Source organism: Polaribacter sp. IC073 (assembly GCF_007997075.1).
GTDB lineage: Bacteria > Bacteroidota > Bacteroidia > Flavobacteriales > Flavobacteriaceae > Polaribacter.
The window spans coordinates 111,151-127,633 of sequence record NZ_VORS01000008.1; the positions used below are offsets into that span (position 1 = coordinate 111,151).

Annotated in this window: 15 protein-coding genes and 1 riboswitch; of the genes, 10 read left to right on the top strand and 5 right to left on the bottom strand. The window is 32.3% G+C overall.

Annotated features, from left to right (window positions below):
• Window positions 1–2 precede the first annotated feature (2 nt).
• The 10 genes from ES045_RS12615 to ES045_RS12660 all read left to right on the top strand — a co-directional run bounded on the left by ES045_RS12615 (window position 3) and on the right by ES045_RS12660 (window position 10,542).
• Window positions 3–533, top strand: coding sequence for a DUF3341 domain-containing protein (locus tag ES045_RS12615; protein ID WP_147116651.1), 531 nt, complete (start codon window positions 3–5; stop codon window positions 531–533).
• An 11-nt stretch (window positions 534–544) separates the two neighbouring features.
• Window positions 545–1,093, top strand: a complete 549-nt coding sequence (locus ES045_RS12620) for a c-type cytochrome (RefSeq protein ID WP_223267250.1) — start codon at window positions 545–547, stop codon at window positions 1,091–1,093.
• A gap of 27 nt (window positions 1,094–1,120) precedes the next feature.
• A complete protein-coding gene (locus ES045_RS12625; RefSeq protein WP_147116652.1) occupies window positions 1,121–2,572 on the top strand; it encodes a quinol:cytochrome C oxidoreductase in 1,452 nt (483 codons plus the stop codon).
• A 35-nt stretch (window positions 2,573–2,607) separates the two neighbouring features.
• A complete protein-coding gene (locus tag ES045_RS12630; RefSeq protein WP_147116653.1) occupies window positions 2,608–3,615 on the top strand; it encodes a cytochrome c oxidase subunit II in 1,008 nt (335 codons plus the stop codon).
• Window positions 3,616–3,650: 35 nt separating this feature from the next.
• Window positions 3,651–5,432, top strand: coding sequence for a cbb3-type cytochrome c oxidase subunit I (locus ES045_RS12635; RefSeq protein ID WP_147116654.1), 1,782 nt, complete (start codon window positions 3,651–3,653; stop codon window positions 5,430–5,432).
• A gap of 130 nt (window positions 5,433–5,562) precedes the next feature.
• Complete coding sequence (gene ruvB / locus ES045_RS12640) at window positions 5,563–6,585, top strand: Holliday junction branch migration DNA helicase RuvB (protein WP_147116655.1); 1,023 nt, start codon at window positions 5,563–5,565, stop codon at window positions 6,583–6,585.
• A 60-nt stretch (window positions 6,586–6,645) separates the two neighbouring features.
• Complete coding sequence (locus ES045_RS12645) at window positions 6,646–8,373, top strand: SulP family inorganic anion transporter (protein ID WP_147116656.1); 1,728 nt, start codon at window positions 6,646–6,648, stop codon at window positions 8,371–8,373.
• A gap of 118 nt (window positions 8,374–8,491) precedes the next feature.
• Window positions 8,492–9,898 carry an MBL fold metallo-hydrolase gene (locus ES045_RS12650; protein ID WP_147116657.1) on the top strand — a complete coding sequence of 469 codons (1,407 nt, stop codon included), beginning with the start codon at window positions 8,492–8,494 and terminating at the stop codon, window positions 9,896–9,898.
• 6 nt (window positions 9,899–9,904) lie between these two features.
• Window positions 9,905–10,270 carry a rhodanese-like domain-containing protein gene (locus tag ES045_RS12655; protein WP_223267251.1) on the top strand — a complete coding sequence of 122 codons (366 nt, stop codon included), beginning with the start codon at window positions 9,905–9,907 and terminating at the stop codon, window positions 10,268–10,270.
• A gap of 5 nt (window positions 10,271–10,275) precedes the next feature.
• Window positions 10,276–10,542 (top strand): heavy-metal-associated domain-containing protein, encoded by a 267-nt coding sequence (locus ES045_RS12660; protein ID WP_189663101.1) that lies wholly within the window; start codon window positions 10,276–10,278, stop codon window positions 10,540–10,542.
• A gap of 157 nt (window positions 10,543–10,699) precedes the next feature.
• Here the strand turns inward: ES045_RS12660 and ES045_RS12665 are convergent, their stop codons facing one another.
• From ES045_RS12665 to pnuC, 5 genes are all read right to left on the bottom strand, one after another.
• The gene (locus ES045_RS12665) at window positions 10,700–11,563 is read right to left on the bottom strand and encodes an RNA polymerase sigma factor RpoD/SigA (protein WP_147116658.1); all 864 of its coding nucleotides are present in this window, start codon (window positions 11,561–11,563) and stop codon (window positions 10,700–10,702) included.
• A 297-nt stretch (window positions 11,564–11,860) separates the two neighbouring features.
• Window positions 11,861–14,209: a TonB-dependent receptor gene (locus tag ES045_RS12670; RefSeq protein WP_147116659.1), complete on the bottom strand. Its 2,349-nt coding sequence runs from the start codon at window positions 14,207–14,209 to the stop codon at window positions 11,861–11,863.
• A 124-nt stretch (window positions 14,210–14,333) separates the two neighbouring features.
• Window positions 14,334–14,425: riboswitch (TPP riboswitch) on the bottom strand.
• A gap of 262 nt (window positions 14,426–14,687) precedes the next feature.
• On the bottom strand, window positions 14,688–15,092 hold the full coding sequence (arfB, locus tag ES045_RS12675; RefSeq protein ID WP_147116660.1) for an alternative ribosome rescue aminoacyl-tRNA hydrolase ArfB: 405 nt from the start codon (window positions 15,090–15,092) through the stop codon (window positions 14,688–14,690).
• A gap of 70 nt (window positions 15,093–15,162) precedes the next feature.
• Window positions 15,163–15,822, bottom strand: a complete 660-nt coding sequence (locus ES045_RS12680; protein WP_147116661.1) for an AAA family ATPase — start codon at window positions 15,820–15,822, stop codon at window positions 15,163–15,165.
• Window positions 15,783–16,415 carry a nicotinamide riboside transporter PnuC gene (gene pnuC, locus ES045_RS12685; RefSeq protein WP_147116662.1) on the bottom strand — a complete coding sequence of 211 codons (633 nt, stop codon included), beginning with the start codon at window positions 16,413–16,415 and terminating at the stop codon, window positions 15,783–15,785. Before pnuC ends, ES045_RS12680 begins: the two co-directional genes overlap by 40 nt.
• Between the last annotated feature and the right edge of the window lie 68 nt (window positions 16,416–16,483).

Consider the following 16,483-nt stretch of genomic DNA (forward strand, 5'->3'; position numbering starts at 1 on the left):
TTATGGAAGCATCAAAAGTTATTCATGCGTTTTATACTGATGACGAAGTACTGTTAGACGCAGTAAAAGCTGTGAAAGCAGAACATCATCATATCGAAGAAGTATTTTGTCCTTTTCCAGTTCATGGTCTAGACAAAGCAATGGGCTTAGCTCCAACAAGATTAGCGATTACAGCATTCTTTTATGGATTAACGGGTTTGGCTTTTTCAATTTGGATGACAAATTATATCATGATAGAAGATTGGCCACAAGATATTGGTGGTAAACCAAGTTTTTCATGGATGGAAAACATGCCAGCATTTGTGCCAATTATGTTTGAATTAACAGTCTTTTTTGCAGCGCATTTAATGGTAATTACTTTTTATATGAGAAGTAGAATTTGGCCTTTTAAAGATGCAGAAAACCCTGACCCAAGAACTACGGATGACCATTTCTTAATGGAGATTCCAGTTCATAATAATAATGAAGAAGCATTAACTTCTTTGTTAGCTAGAACAGGAGCTGTAGAAATTAATGTAGTAGATAAGCACTAATAGATTAGATGATGAAGAATTTTAAATTAATTATCGCATTAGTAGTCTTTACAAGTATCATTTCTTGTAATGACAAAAAAACAAGGCAATTGCAATACATGCCAGACATGTATGAATCCATACCTTACAATGCAGATGGCGCAGAAGGATTAGGAGGAGAACCTGTAAATAGCAAACCAGTTGCGGGGACTATTCCAAGAGGCGGCGCTCCTGCTTATGACATTCCTGACACTATAGAAGGATACGAGTTAGCAAAAACTACGTTAAAATCGCCTTTAGCTAAGGATGAAAAGAATTTAGACAATGGTAAAGAAATGTATACGATCTACTGCCTTTCATGCCATGGTAAAAATGGAGACGGACAAGGGTATTTAGCAACTTCAGAAAAGTTTGCAGGAATTCCTAATTATAAAGATAGAGATCTTACAGAAGGAAGTATTTATCATGTATTAATACACGGTAAAAACTTAATGGGTTCTCACTCATCTCAATTAACATACAAAGAACGCTGGCAAATAGTGCAATACGTAGAAGTTTTGCGCACAGATTTGTTAAAATAAAATACAAAAAGATAGAATACTAAAGATATGTATCAATTCTCAGGTAAATTAAAAACATTCTCATTAGCACTAATTATTTTTGGTGTTATAGGAATCGCATTCAGCTTTTATAATGGTTCTCAGAAAACCTTAGAAGATGCTAAACATGTAATTGAAGCTTCAAGTAGTGAAGGTCATGGTTCTTCTCATGGAGAAGCGGAAAAGGCTGCTCACGTTACAGAAGTTAAAAAAGTAGACAACATTGTTTCAGGTGTGCATGATAGTGGTAAAAATGTGGATAAAACAATGAGCGGACATGGTGCGCATGATGATGATTCTCACGCAGAACACGTTTTGCATCAATTACAAAACAGACCTTGGTCTGCATTTTATGTAGCATTGTTTTTCTCTTTGGGTATTACGCTGTTAGTTTTAGCTTTCTATGCAATACAAAGAGTTGCACAAGTAGGTTGGTCTGTTGTTATTTTAAGAGTAATGGAAGCGATAACAGGAAATTTATTACCCGTTTCTATTCTAATGGTACTTGTTGTTATTGCCTCAGTAATGCACCTCAATCATTTATTTCCATGGATGGCAGAAGGTACTTTCGATACAACAAGTGAGAATTATGATCCTATTGTAGATGGTAAGTCTTGGTGGATTAATTCTACAAGATTTGTAATAAGAAGTATTGTATACCTTTTAATTTGGAATGCATACCGTTTCTTTATCAGAAAAGGTTCTATAAAAGAAGATACTGCTAATGATGGAAACAAAACATATAAGAAAAACTATAATGCATCCGTTATTTTTCTATTCTTATTTATGATTACAGAAACAACGATGTCTTGGGATTGGATTATGGGGTTAGATCCTCACTGGTTCTCTACATTATTCGGTTGGTATGTGCTTTCAACGTTACTAGTAAGTGCTTTAACAGTAATTGCATTTTTTACAATTTACTTTCGTTCTAAAGATCTTTTACCTGGTATAAACGATAGTCACATTCATGATTTAGCGAAATTTATGTTTGGTTTTTCTATATTCTGGACATACCTATGGTTTTCACAGTTTATGTTGATATGGTATGCAGATATTCCTGAAGAAACTACCTATTTCGTAGCAAGATTTACAGAATATAAATTACCTTTCTTAGGTATGGTAGTCATGAACTTCGTTTTTCCAATATTGCTGTTGTTAAATAGTGATTACAAGAGTAAACCTTGGTTTGTGTTTATAGGTGGTGTTGTTATATTAGCAGGTCATTATATGGATGTATTCATCATGATTATGCCTTCTACTGTAGGAGCAAATTGGTATTTTGGTATTCCTGAAATAAGTTCTTTGTGTTTCTTTATCGGTTTAATGATTTATACAACATTAAGATCATTCTCGAAAGCAAATACAATTCCAAAAGGAAACCCTTTCTTAAAAGAAAGTGAACATTTCCATTATTATAATATTGAACATTCAGACGAAGGTTCAACAGATCATCATTAACAAATAATTGAATTTAAAATTAAGAAAAGATTAATATGCTAGCTCTATTTTATATTTTTATAGGTGTTGCAATCGGTGTAAGTGTTTGGCAGATTACTAGAATCATGGATTTTAGGAGTTCTATTGCAGACGACAAAGATAATGCTGCTCAAGGTAAATACGCCATTGGTTTTATGGCATTCTTTTACGCAATGATGATTTATTGTTTAATCTTCATGAACGTAGTACTTTTACCAGAATCTGCTTCTATTGAAGGAGAACATGACGACAATTTATTTAATATTACATTTTGGTTAATTGGTATTGTACAATTTATCATGCAATTTTTAATATTTTACTTCACGTTTAAATACAGAGGTAAAAAAGGACAGAAAGCAAAGTTTTATGCAGACAGTCATAAATTAGAATTTATTTGGACAGTGACACCTGCGATTGTTTTGGTTGTTTTAATAGGTTATGGATTATGGCAATGGAATAACATAATGGATTTATCTGATTTGGAAGACCCTGTTGTTATAGAAGTGTACTCGCAGCAATTTAGATGGGATGCACGCTATGCAGGAGCCGATAATACGTTAGGTTTTGGAAATGTAAACTTCATTAAGGGGATCAACACGATGGGTGTAGATATGACAGACAAAAATTCAATTGATGATAAACAAGTAACTGAATTATACCTGCCGAAAGGAAGGAAAATTCACTTCAAGTTTCGTTCTCAAGATGTTTTACATTCTGCTTATATGCCTCACTTTAGAGCACAAATGAATTGTGTACCTGGTATGGTTACAGAGTTCGGGTTTACACCTAAGTACACTACTGAAGAAATGAGAAATCAATCAGAAGTAATAGAGAAATCTATAGGTATTAATAAAATAAGAAGAGCAAAAGGAGAAGAACCTTATGTATTTGATTATTTGTTGTTATGTAACAAAATTTGTGGAGCATCTCACTACAACATGCAAATGAAAATTACAGTTGTAGAACAAGATGAATATGACAAATGGTTATCAGAACAACCAACATTATCAGAAGTTATTAAATAATTATATAATATAAAATACTACAAATAAGTAAGATTATGTCAGATCATCATCCTAAAGAAACTTTTGTAACAAAATATCTTTTTAGTCAAGATCATAAAATGATTTCTAAGCAGTTCTTAGTAACTGGTATGTTTATGGGAATTATTGGTGTGTTAATGTCTATGCTATTTCGTGTACAACTTGCGTGGCCAGATACGTCATTTACATTTGTTGAAGCTTTTTTAGGTTCTCACCAAACAGATGGCATCATGGACCCAGATATGTATTTAGCATTAGTTACAATACATGGTACTATCATGGTATTCTTTGTATTAACAGCTGGTTTAAGTGGTACATTCTCAAATTTATTAATTCCGTTGCAGATTGGGGCTAGAGATATGGCATCTGGTTTCTTAAACATGGTATCTTACTGGTTATTCTTTATTTCTAGTATTATTATGGTGATATCATTATTTGTAGAAGCTGGTCCTGCTTCTGCAGGATGGACGGTTTACCCTCCTTTGAGTGCTTTACCTCAGGCAATTCCAGGTTCTGGAATGGGTATGACACTGTGGTTAGTATCTATGGCTATATTTATTGCATCTTCTCTAATAGGATCTTTAAACTATATTGTCACAGTTTTAAATATGCGAACAAAAGGAATGAAAATGACAAGATTGCCATTAACAATTTGGGCATTTTTTATTACAGCTATTATTGGTGTAGTTTCCTTTCCTGTGTTATTATCAGCATCTTTATTATTGGTTTTCGACAGAAGTTTTGGAACTTCATTTTATTTATCAGATATTTTTATTTCTGGAGAAGTCCTGCACTATCAAGGAGGTTCACCAGTATTGTATGAACACTTATTTTGGTTCTTAGGTCACCCAGAAGTATATATTGTTTTATTACCGGCATTGGGTATTACTTCAGAGGTGATATCTACAAATGCTAGAAAACCAATTTTTGGTTATAGAGCAATGATTGGTTCTATTATGGCAATTGCATTTTTATCTACAATTGTTTGGGGACACCATATGTTTGTATCTGGTATGAATCCTTTCTTAGGATCTGTATTTACATTTACAACCTTATTAATTGCAATTCCTTCTGCTGTAAAAGCCTTTAATTATGTTACTACCTTATGGAAAGGTAATTTGCAATTGAATCCTGCAATGCTATTTTCTATTGGTTTGGTTTCTACATTCGTAACAGGTGGTTTAACGGGATTGGTTTTAGGAGATTCTGCTTTAGATATTAATGTTCACGATACGTATTTTGTAGTAGCGCATTTCCACTTAGTAATGGGTGTTTCTGCAATCTTCGGTATGTTTGCTGGTGTGTATCACTGGTTTCCGAAAATGTATGGTAGAATGATGAATAAAACTTTAGGATACTGGCATTTCTGGTTAAGTATTATATGTGCTTACGGTGTTTTCTGGCCGATGCATTTTATTGGATTAGCAGGTTTACCACGTAGATATTATACAAATACAAACTTTCCAATGTTTGATGATTTAGCAGACATTAACGTTGTGATTACAATTTTTGCCTTAGTCGGTGGTATTGCTCAAATCTTCTTTATTGCAAATTTCTTTATCTCTATGTATAGAGGTGAAAAAGCAACACAAAATCCATGGAAATCGAATACTTTAGAGTGGACAACTCCGGTAGAACATGTACATGGTAACTGGCCAGGGAAATTACCAGTTGTTCATAGATGGGCTTATGATTATAGTAAGCGTGTAGATGCAAATGATGATGATAGTGATTACTTACACGGTCAAGATTTTGTTTTACAAACAACACCTTTATTAGAAGGTGAAGAGCCATCATAAATTATAAATCTTATGCTTGTGCAAACAAGAATCGACATAAAAACTAAAAAGCCTTTCCAATTCGGAAAGGTTTTTTTGTTATGTAACAAAAGGTACAATATAGTATTTGAATTAATATTATCTTTGTTCTATGAATGAAAACTTAAACCCTGAAAACGATAATTTATCTAACGAAGACTTAGACGTAGAAAAAAAATTACGTCCACTTTCTTTTGATGATTTTACAGGTCAAGATCAAGCAATTGATAATTTAAAAGTTTTTGTTGAAGCAGCAAATCAAAGAGAAGAAGCGTTAGATCACACTTTATTTCATGGCCCTCCAGGACTAGGAAAAACTACATTAGCCCATATTTTAGCAAATGAGTTGCAAGTGGGTATAAAGGTAACTTCCGGCCCGGTTTTAGACAAGCCAGGAGATTTAGCGGGTTTATTGACCAATCTAGATGAGCGTGATGTTTTATTTATTGATGAAATTCATCGTTTGAGTCCGATTGTAGAAGAATATCTATACTCTGCAATGGAAGACTATAAGATTGATATCATGATTGAATCTGGCCCTAATGCCAGAACGGTCCAAATCAACTTAGAACCATTTACTTTAATTGGTGCAACAACGCGTTCAGGATTGTTAACAGCTCCAATGAGAGCGAGATTCGGTATTAGTAGTAGATTACACTATTACAAAACGGAGTTGCTAACTACAATTATCCAAAGAAGTGCACACATTTTAAAAGTGCCAATTTCAATGGAATCTGCGATAGAAATTGCGGGCAGAAGTAGAGGAACACCAAGAATAGCAAATGCATTATTACGAAGAGTTCGTGATTTTGCACAAATTAAAGGTGACGGAGCAATTACTATTGAAATTGCAAAATATGCTTTGAAAGCATTAAATGTAGATGCACATGGTTTAGATGAAATGGATAATAAAATTTTGGCAACCATTATAGATAAATTTAAAGGAGGTCCGGTAGGTATTTCAACGATTGCGACTGCAGTTAGTGAAAATACGGAAACAATTGAAGAAGTATATGAGCCTTTTTTAATTCAACAAGGGTTTATCATGCGAACTCCAAGAGGAAGAGAAGTAACAGATTTAGCATACAAACATTTAGGAAGGGTAAAAGGTAGGAATGAAGGAGAATTTTTTTAAAAAATTGTAAGCTTGAGGCATCAAGTTTTAAGCATAATACCTCAAGTATATAGCTAAAAAATGAATATAAAAAAGATAATACCAATCTTAGAATGGTTACCAAACTACAATTCTTCACTTTTTAAAGGTGATTTAATTGCTGGAACCACTGTGGGTATTATTTTAATTCCGCAAGGTATTGCGTACGCACTTATTGCAGGATTGCCACCAATTTATGGTTTGTATTGTGCTTTAGTACCACAAATAATGTATGCTATCTTTGGTTCTTCAAGACAAGTTGCAATTGGTCCTGTAGCGATGGATTCTTTAATTGTTGCAACGGGAGTTTCTACTTTGGCATTGGCAGGTTCAGAAAGTTATATTGCTATTGCTATTTTATTAGCTTTAATGGTAGGCTCCATTCAGTTTATAATGGGGATTTTTAGTTTAGGTTTTATTGTAAACTTCCTTTCGAAACCGGTTATTACTGGTTTTACTTCTGCAATTGCACTAACTATTGGTTTTAATCAATTTAGAAATTTGTTAGGTGTAGATTTTGTTCAAAGTGATCAAATACAAGTTATTGTAAAAGATATTTGGCTTCACATAAGTAATTTTAATTATCATACGACTAGCATCGGATTGATTTCCGTAGTTGTAATTATCTTTTTTAGAAAAATAAATAAGAAAATTCCGAATGCATTAATTGTTGTTATTTTAGGGATTTTAATTATGAAATTTTTTGGTAAAGGTTTCGAAGACGTTTCCATAGTAAAAGACATTCCTTCTGGTTTACCAAAATTCGGAATGCCAAGTTTCGACTTAGATCAAATGAGAGAATTGTTGCCAATTGCTTTAACTTTAGTAATGGTTGGTTACTTAGAAACTATATCTATAGGTAAATCATTAGAAGCAAAACAAGACGAATATAGAATACGACCCAACCAAGAATTAATTGCTTTAGGAATCAGTAATATGGTAGGTTCTTTGTTTAAAGCATACCCAAGTACTTCTAGTTTCTCCCGATCTGCTATCAACCAAGAAAGTGGGGCAAGAACAGGAATGGCGGCATTAATTTCTGTTGTAATGGTGAGTATTACACTGCTATTTTTAACTCCGTTATTTTATCACTTACCAAAGACCGTTTTGGCTGCAATTATTATTGTAGCTGTTTTCGGACTCGTAAATTTTAAAGAAGCTAAGTTTCTTTGGAAAGCAAATCAGTTAGATTTCTGGTTAATGTTGGCTACATTTTCAGCAACATTATTATTAGGAATCGAATATGGAATAATTGTTGGAGTTGGCCTATCATTAGTCATATTAATTTATAGAACTTCTAGACCTTACGTTGCCGAATTAGGCAAAGTACCCAACTCTAATTTTTATAGAAATAAACACAGGTTCGATGATGTTATTATTGATGATGATATTTTAGTTTTTCGATTTGATGCTCAGTTATTTTATGCAAACTCAGGTTATTTTAGAGATAAATTAGATGAAATGATGGACAGGAAGGGCAGTGCCTTAAAATTGATTGTTCTAGATGCAGAAAGTATCAATAGAGTAGATAGCACAGGTGTAGAAATGCTAAAAGAACGCATTCGATTTTGTCAGAAAAAGGGAATCATTTTTTATTTAGCAGGTGTAAAAGGACCTGTAAGAGATGATTTATTTAGAAGCGGTATTTTAGAGATAATAGATTTAACTCATTTTTTTATGCGCCCTAATCAGGCAGTTAAATTTTATAAAACAGGAGATCGAAGACATCAAGAAAAATATGCGAAATACATACACCAAGCATATGACTAATAAAAAAATAATTTTCCGAGCTTAAAAGTGAAAATAGGAATCAAACAAAGTTGATAAATATCATTTGACATTATTTGTTGATACTGTTATTTAGAAGCTTACAAAAAGAGAATAAAATATGATTATAGAACAAATTTATACAGGTTGTTTAGCTCAAGGAGCTTATTATATAGAAAGTAATGGCGAAGTTGCTATTATCGATCCATTAAGAGAAGTACAAGATTACATCGATAGGGCTGCAAACAATAATGCTAAAATAAAATACATTTTTGAAACACATTTTCACGCAGATTTTGTGAGTGGCCACGTAACTTTAGCAGAAAAAACAGGTGCAAAAATAGTGTATGGTCCAACGGCAAAAACAAGTTTCGATGCAATCATTGCAGAAGATAATCAGGTTTTTAAAGTAGGGGATATTACCATAACGGTTTTACACACGCCAGGTCATACCATGGAAAGTTCTTGTTATTTATTGAAAGATAAAAATGGAAAAGATTATGCTATTTTTAGCGGAGACACACTGTTTCTAGGAGATGTAGGAAGACCAGATTTAGCTCAAAAAGGAGCTATTACAGAAGAAGATTTGGCAGGATTCTTATTCGATAGTTTAAGAAATAAAGTAATGCCCTTGGCAGATGATGTCATTGTATATCCGGCACACGGAGCAGGTTCTGCCTGTGGTAAAAATTTAAGTAAAGAAACTGTAGGTACTATTGGCAACCAAAAAGAAACCAATTATGCGTTAAGAGCAGACATGACAAAGGCAGAATTTGTTAAAGAAGTAACCGATGGTTTATTGCCTCCGCCAGCATATTTTCCTTTGAATGTAAAACTGAATAAAGAAGGTTATAAGTCTATAGATGAAGTTCTAGAAAATAGTGCAAAACCTTTATCTGTAAAAGCATTTGAGATTCATGCAAATGAAACAAACGCATTAATTTTAGATGTTCGTCATCAATCAGAATTTATAAAAGGTTTTATACCACAATCTATTTTTATTGGTTTAGGTGGTACTTTTGCACCTTGGGTTGGCGCATTAATTAAAGATATAAAACAACCAATTTTGTTAGTAACTCCAGAAGGCGAAGAAGAAGCTACTATTATACGTTTGTCTAGAGTTGGCTTTGATAACGTTTTAGGATATTTAAAAGGAAGTTTTTCTTCATGGAAAGAAGCAGGCAAAGAAATTGATACTTTAGAATCTGTATCTGCACATGTCTTAGAAGAAAAAATTAAAGAAAACATGCCTGTTTTTGATGTAAGAAAACCTGGTGAATATGAGAGTGAACATATAAAAGTAGCAGATAGTACGCCTTTAGATTTCTTAAATACTCATATTTCAGAATTTCCGAAGAAAGGAAACTTCTATGTGCATTGTGCTGGGGGTTACCGTTCTGTAATTGCTTCTTCTATTTTAAAAGCACGTGGTTTTCACAATGTTATTGATGTTTCTGGTGGTTATGCAGCTATAAAAGAAACAACTATAGAAAGAACAGCAGCAGTGTGTCCATCAACTTTAAAATAAAATAAGATGAAAAATATAATCGGTCTTTTTTTAATGAGTTTCTTTTTTATTAATTGTAGTTCTTCAGAAGAATTAAAATCTATTTCTACACAAGAATTAAAGGTTTTATTGGAAAAAGAAAAAGTGCAATTAATGGATGTTCGAACTCCTAAAGAAATTGAAGAAGGTTTTATAGAAAGTGCAAAATTTGCTAATTTCTTTGAGGCAGATTTTTATGAAAAAGCGTCTAAGCAGTTAGATAAAAACAAACCCGTCTACTTATACTGTAGAAGTGGTGGAAGAAGTGTAAAAGCTTCTTTAATATTAAAAGAAAAGGGATTTAAGGTTGTAAACGTCTTAGGAGGTTACAGTCAATGGGAAAAAGAAAATTAGAAATTATGATAATAGAAATTCAAATAGAAAACTTAAAATGTGGTGGTTGTGCGGCAACGATTAAAAAAGGATTGTTAAGTTTAGAAAATGTAGATGAAGTTGAAGTAAATGTAGAAAAATCTATTGTTTCTATTACTTCTGAAACTGAAAATCTAGTACTGATAAAAGAAAAATTATCTAAATTAGGATATCCGGAAGTGGGTGATAAAAATAGCATTGTTCACAAGGCAAAATCTTTTGTTAGTTGTGCCGTTGGTAAAATGGATTCATAAATAAAAAAGCGAGCTTTAAGCTCGCTTTTTTATTATAAATGTTTGCCAACATTAAGACTTTCGTAACTTCTTGTAAAATAGATACAAATACCTAATTTTTGGCACAAAAAAAATCCCAAAGGTAAGTTTGAGATTTTAAATTAGTTGTCATTTTTTGTTATCCTAAATAAGTTCTTAACATGTGCGTCTTAGATTTCGATTGTAAGCGCTTAATTGCTCGTTGCTTTACTTGTCTAACACGTTCTCTTGTTAAGTCGAAACGTTCGCCAATTTCAGACAAACTAGAAGCAACTTCATTACCAATACCGTAATACATTTTTATAACTTTTGCTTCTTTAAAAGTAAGGGTACCTAAAGCTCTTTCTATTTCAATTTTTAAAGATTGACTCATCAACTCCTTATCTGGTTTTGGTGAATCTTCAGATTGTAAAAGGTTGTATAAATTAGAATCTTCTCCTTCATTAAAAGGCGCATCCATAGAAACATGTCTTCCAGAATTTTTTAAAGATTGCTCTACTTCTGTTTCAGTCATGTCTAACTGTTTCGCAATTTCTTTATTGGTAGGCATGCGCTGCTCACCTTGCTCTAAGCGAGCATATATTTTTCTTATTTTGTTGATGCTTCCTATTTTATTAAGAGGCAAACGTACAATTCTAGATTGTTCTGCTAAGGCTTGCATAATTGCTTGACGAATCCACCAAACAGCATAAGAAATAAACTTAAAACCTCTAGTCTCATCAAAACGTTTGGCAGCTTTTACCAACCCTAAATTGCCTTCATTTATTAAATCAGATAATTTTAAACCTTGTCCTTGGTATTGTTTTGCAACGGAAACAACAAATCTTAAATTTGCGCTAACAAGTGCATCTAACGCGCGATTATCTCCTTTTTTAATTTTCAAAGCCAATTCTACTTCTTCATCAGCAGTAATAAGCCCAATTTTACTAATTTCCTGAAAATATTTATCTAAAGATTCTGCGTCACGATTAGTTACCTGTTTTACAATTTTAAGTTGTCTCATGTTTTTATTTGGATTTTTTTAAGGATTGATACTATGAAGTTTTAAAAAGAAATAGATCTTCTAAAAAATTATTGAAAATTGCTAAAAGAAATAAAAAGTTTTAGAATGCAGGAAGTGTAAAATCATTCAATTGACAAGCCTCAACATATTGCTTGTTGCTGTTATTGTATGTAAAAGTAGCAGTGTTTACCATAGATTTTTAATATACGAAAAAACGAGCGATTTTTCATGAAAATCGCTCGTTTTGGGTATTTTTTAACAGATTTTAATCAGTTTTGATTAAAAATAGGTGTTTTATTAAAATTTTAAAGTAACACCAACTAAGAAGTTTCTTGTTGCTTGCGGATAATAACCTGCACCATCTACCGTAGTCACTGTGCCTCGGTTAGACGAAGTGTCATCAAACGTGTAATAATAACCTCTGTCTACATATTCATTATTAAAAATGTTGTTTATCAAAGCAGAAAACACAATAGATTTAAAAATTTTGGTTGGTTTCATTTCATAAACTACATTAAGGTCTGAAGTAAAATAATTGTCTAAAACATCATTATTAGAGATTGCACTGCTAAAATTACTCATAAACTGCTTGCCAACATATTTAGATAGAAATGAAAATTGTAAATTATCCTTTGGTTGGTATGTAAAAATATTCCCGACAACAACATCTGGAGAAAAAGATAAATCTGTTTTACCCAAAGGTTGTGGCTCTACAATACCATCTCTAGTAATAAAAAAGTCTCTATTTTTATTAGAACTAAAAGCCGCATTTGGTTTTATAGAAAACTGATTACTCAAACGAATGTCTGCATCAATTTCTAAACCTAATCTGTAACTGCCACCAGAAGTTGCTCTTATTGGCGCTCCAACATCATCTAAAGCTCCCGTTAAAACCAACTGATTCTTATAATCCATATAATAAATGTTGGTATTTAATTTAATGGTTTCACTTTTTAGACGCCAACCCAATTCTAAATCATTTAAAGTTTCTGGTGTGGTAACTCCGCCTTCAAAATCATTTCTATTTGGTTCTCTGTTTGCTACTGCAAAAGAAGTGTACAGATTGTTCTGAGGATTCAATTTATAGGTAAATCCAAATTTAGGATTAAAGAAATTAAAATCTGCATCTACATTTATCTGCTTAATTTTAGAGGTAATTCCGTTTGTTTTATAATTCACAAAACGACCTTGAACATCTACATAAGCAGCTAATTTTTCGCTGATATCAAACGTTGCTTTTGCAAACAAAGAAAAATCTGTTTTTTTTGCATCCGAAAAATAATAACGATCTCTAATAGACACGTCAGAAGCTAAGTTTTCTCCCCAAATTACTTCACCAAAATGGTCTCCTGTATAATTAGAATACGAAATTCCTGTAATAAAATTTAGCTTATCCGTTTTATAATTGGTGTTGAAGTTAAAAACATAAAAATCATTGTCTAACCAACGTCTAACAATTAAATCGCTTCCGTTTACTATTAAATTATTAAAATCAGCAGCGTCTTCTTCACTTTTATACTGCTCAAAATAACCAGACCCTTTAGTGTAATTCAAACCAATGTTTGTAGACCAATTATCGGTCAGTTTTTCGTTCCAATGCAATTGATAATGATTCTGTTCGAAATTATCAACTTCATTCTCGTACGTGTATGGATTTTGCTTTCTATCTTCTTTTAATTGAGCCGCCGTTAAACCTTCCCAAGCTTGGTACGTTCTTTCCTTACCGCCAAAAGTAATTGCTTTTATCAGCGTATTTTCATCTGTATAACTTGCTTGTAAATAGTACGATTTTAAATCTGCAAAAGCTCTGTCTACATAGCCGTCTGAATAAATATTAGACAAACGACCAGCAACTTCTATGTGATCATTTAACTTCCCTGTACTAAACTTTACGGTATGTTTTCTGGTGCCGTAAGAACCAAAAGAATTTGATATTTCTGCAAAAGCATCTTCCGAAACAGCATCTGTTAAAATGTTTAAACTTGCACCAAAAGCACCAGAACCGTTCGTAGACGTACCAACACCACGTTGCAATTGTAAATTCTGAGTAGAAGAAGCAAAATCGCCTAAATTTACCCAAAAAGAACCATGACTTTCGGCATCGTTATAAGGAATTCCGTTTACGGTAACATTAATACGTTCACCGTTAGAACCACGAACACTCATGTAGGTATAACCAACACCAGCACCAGCGTCTGAAGACGAAACTACAGAAGGCATATAATTTAGTAAAACAGGAATGTCTTGCCCTAAATTACGTTTGGCAATTTCCTTTTTAGACAAGTTAGAGAATGTAACAGGCACATCTGCATTTACACGAACCGCAGAAACCAATACTTCTTCTAAAACGGTAGTATCTGGCTTTAGTTGAATGATATATTCTTCATCTTGAGAAATAATAATTTTTTCTGAAATTGTTTTATAACCCAGAAAAGAAACTTCAACCGTATACATTCCTTTTTTTAAGTTAAAGCTAAAGTTACCATCAATATTTGTTGATGTTCCTTTTTTTAGTTCTTTAACAAAAACAGAAGCGCCAATTAAATGTTTTTCATTTTCGTCTACAACTTTTCCTGAAAATGTAAAGGACTGTGCGTTTGCAAGTGTACTTACAAACAAGAATAAAAAAATGGTAATTTTTTTCATTTTAAAGAAATTTAAAACGAATAAAAAGAGGTAATTATTCTTGTGGTTATTATTGAATAATTAGTGTCATTACAAAGAATTACAACGTGGTAATCTCTTCATTTAAAGATTGTTTAAAGTCTTCGCAACAACTTGTTATAATTCCCTAAACAGCATTATCTGTTCTAGGTTCATTGGGTATGATCTCAGCTTTTTAAAGCACCCCTTTATGAGAACGCTGCAAAGATAATTTGGATTTTTGGAATGAGGAACAACAAACGTGTTTTTTTAGTAGCTATTTCCTGCTTTCCACTATATCTTTTTATTTTCTGTTATTGCAAAGGTTACTTTTTTATAAACGGTGTCATTTCATAATTAAAACAGATTGCTTCGTTCCTCGCAATAACGCTTATCTATTTTAAAAATAAAAAGGATGCCGTTTCAATCAGGGCTAGACTTGTTTGTGAGTTTTCGGTTTTACTAAAAAGAAATTTTATTTTTAATCTAGTTTTGGTTTCTTTCTAAGGGCCTTTTTTACAGAAGTCCTTTTTTTTCTTTCGGTATTTCTTTTAATAGAATTTTTACTAGGTTTTGTTTTCCTTCTTTTTTTAGGACGAATTAAATTCGTTTTTATCAACTGTAAAAAACGTTTAATAGCAAGTTCTTTATTTCTGTGTTGAGAGCGTGTTTCTTCACAAAAAAGAATAAGTACATTTTCTTTTGTTAGTTTTGATGAAAGTTTTGCCTTTAGAAGTAGTATTTCATTTTCAGAGAGCGCAAGTGAATTTTCTAAATCGAAACTTAGTTCAATCTTAGAAGACGTTTTATTTACATGCTGTCCGCCAGCACCAGAACTTCTAGTTGCTTTAAAGTTTAATTCTTTTAAGAGGATTTCTGAATTCATTTATTAAAAGAGTTTAGAGTATAGAAAACAGATGAGCTGTCTTTGCTCTATTTTCTTTTGTTTATTTTAATTAATACTCATAAGAATTGCTAAAATCACCCGTATTTTGGTGCAGAAAATGCATGTCTAAATCTTGCAAAGAATCAGAAAACGAGTGTAAATTTTCTTTATGAGCAATTATTTTATTGATTGCTTCTGTAGCATCTTTTAAACGTGTTTCTTTATTCCCCTTTAATAGAAGATACGGTTTGTTATTCGTTATTAAAGATTTTTCAAAGGCTTTAAACATTTCTAAACGTTGTTCTGGGCGGTCACGTAAATCATCTTCTTCCCAAGGTGTATCAATATACGTTAGTAAATACAAATTGTAGGTGTTTTTATTTGCCGCTTCGTTTAATTTTTCATCTACAAAGCCGCCATAAAAGAGTTCTGAATAGACTTTTGTTTCTAATAAGTCGGTGTCGCAAATTAAGATTTTATCAGCTTTTTTTGCCAAAGAATTCTCTAATTTCATTTGTCCGATTGCAATCGGTAATAAATCTTCTTTTTCACAAGTTTTACGCTCGTTATTCCATTTATTTTGCAAATACTCGCGCGCAAATTCTGGCGCCCAAACAGTATTATAGTATCGTGCTAAATGACGAGAAAGTGTTGTTTTTCCTGAAGATTCTGGACCAAATAAAACAACTTTTACGATGTTAATTGGGTCTTGTTTAAGTTCTTTTTCCATGCTAAATAACCAAAAATGGCAATAAAAGTAAATCCGAAATATTGAAAACTCGTAAAAGTAAATCCTTTATAGAAATATAAAGGTATAGAAATTAGATCTCCAACAATCCAAAATAACCAGTTTTCTACTTTACGTTTTGCCATTAGCCACATACCAACAAAGAAAATTGCAGTGGTAATGGTGTCTACATAAGCAACCCAACTTGTCCATTTGTCAAAACCTTTATAAATAATAAAAACAAAGAGCAACGCAGCAAAAAAGATGGCAACGGAAACTTTTTTTTCTTTAGTTGTTGTTAAAGAAATAGGTGTCACATCTACTTCATCTACTTTACGAGTCCAGATATACCAACCATAAACACTCATTATAAAATAATAACCATTAATCATCATGTCTCCTAAAAGGTCCCACTTGTAAAGAAGGTACACAAAAATAATTGTGCTAATCATTCCTGTTGGAAACACCCAAATTTTATTCTGTTTGGAATACCAAACTGATAAAAAACCGAAAATTACGGCAATAATTTCTAAAGTAATGTCTAGTTTAGAATAGGTATTGTATTGCTCGAAAAGAAAGTTGAAAATCTCTGACATTTATTGTTGTTTGATCTTGTAAATTTAAGGTTTTTTGTCACTCTAACCCAAGAACGATTTTTTTTATA

Bases quoted from the DNA above. Each gene is read 5' to 3' on its own strand.
- ES045_RS12615 (WP_147116651.1), top strand. From the start codon at position 3: ATGGAAGCATCAAAAGTTATTCATGCGTTTTATACTGATGACGAAGTA.
- ES045_RS12635 (WP_147116654.1), top strand. From the start codon at position 3,651: ATGTCAGATCATCATCCTAAAGAAACTTTTGTAACAAAATATCTTTTT.
- arfB (WP_147116660.1), bottom strand. From the start codon at position 15,092: ATGAATTCAGAAATCCTCTTAAAAGAATTAAACTTTAAAGCAACTAGA.
- ES045_RS12670 (WP_147116659.1), bottom strand. From the start codon at position 14,209: ATGAAAAAAATTACCATTTTTTTATTCTTGTTTGTAAGTACACTTGCA.
- ES045_RS12645 (WP_147116656.1), top strand. From the start codon at position 6,646: ATGAATATAAAAAAGATAATACCAATCTTAGAATGGTTACCAAACTAC.
- ES045_RS12680 (WP_147116661.1), bottom strand. From the start codon at position 15,822: ATGGAAAAAGAACTTAAACAAGACCCAATTAACATCGTAAAAGTTGTT.
- ES045_RS12630 (WP_147116653.1), top strand. From the start codon at position 2,608: ATGCTAGCTCTATTTTATATTTTTATAGGTGTTGCAATCGGTGTAAGT.
- ruvB (WP_147116655.1), top strand. From the start codon at position 5,563: ATGAATGAAAACTTAAACCCTGAAAACGATAATTTATCTAACGAAGAC.
- pnuC (WP_147116662.1), bottom strand. From the start codon at position 16,415: ATGTCAGAGATTTTCAACTTTCTTTTCGAGCAATACAATACCTATTCT.
- ES045_RS12655 (WP_223267251.1), top strand. From the start codon at position 9,905: ATGAAAAATATAATCGGTCTTTTTTTAATGAGTTTCTTTTTTATTAAT.
- ES045_RS12625 (WP_147116652.1), top strand. From the start codon at position 1,121: ATGTATCAATTCTCAGGTAAATTAAAAACATTCTCATTAGCACTAATT.
- ES045_RS12650 (WP_147116657.1), top strand. From the start codon at position 8,492: ATGATTATAGAACAAATTTATACAGGTTGTTTAGCTCAAGGAGCTTAT.
- ES045_RS12665 (WP_147116658.1), bottom strand. From the start codon at position 11,563: ATGAGACAACTTAAAATTGTAAAACAGGTAACTAATCGTGACGCAGAA.
- ES045_RS12620 (WP_223267250.1), top strand. From the start codon at position 545: ATGAAGAATTTTAAATTAATTATCGCATTAGTAGTCTTTACAAGTATC.
- ES045_RS12660 (WP_189663101.1), top strand. From the start codon at position 10,276: ATGATAATAGAAATTCAAATAGAAAACTTAAAATGTGGTGGTTGTGCG.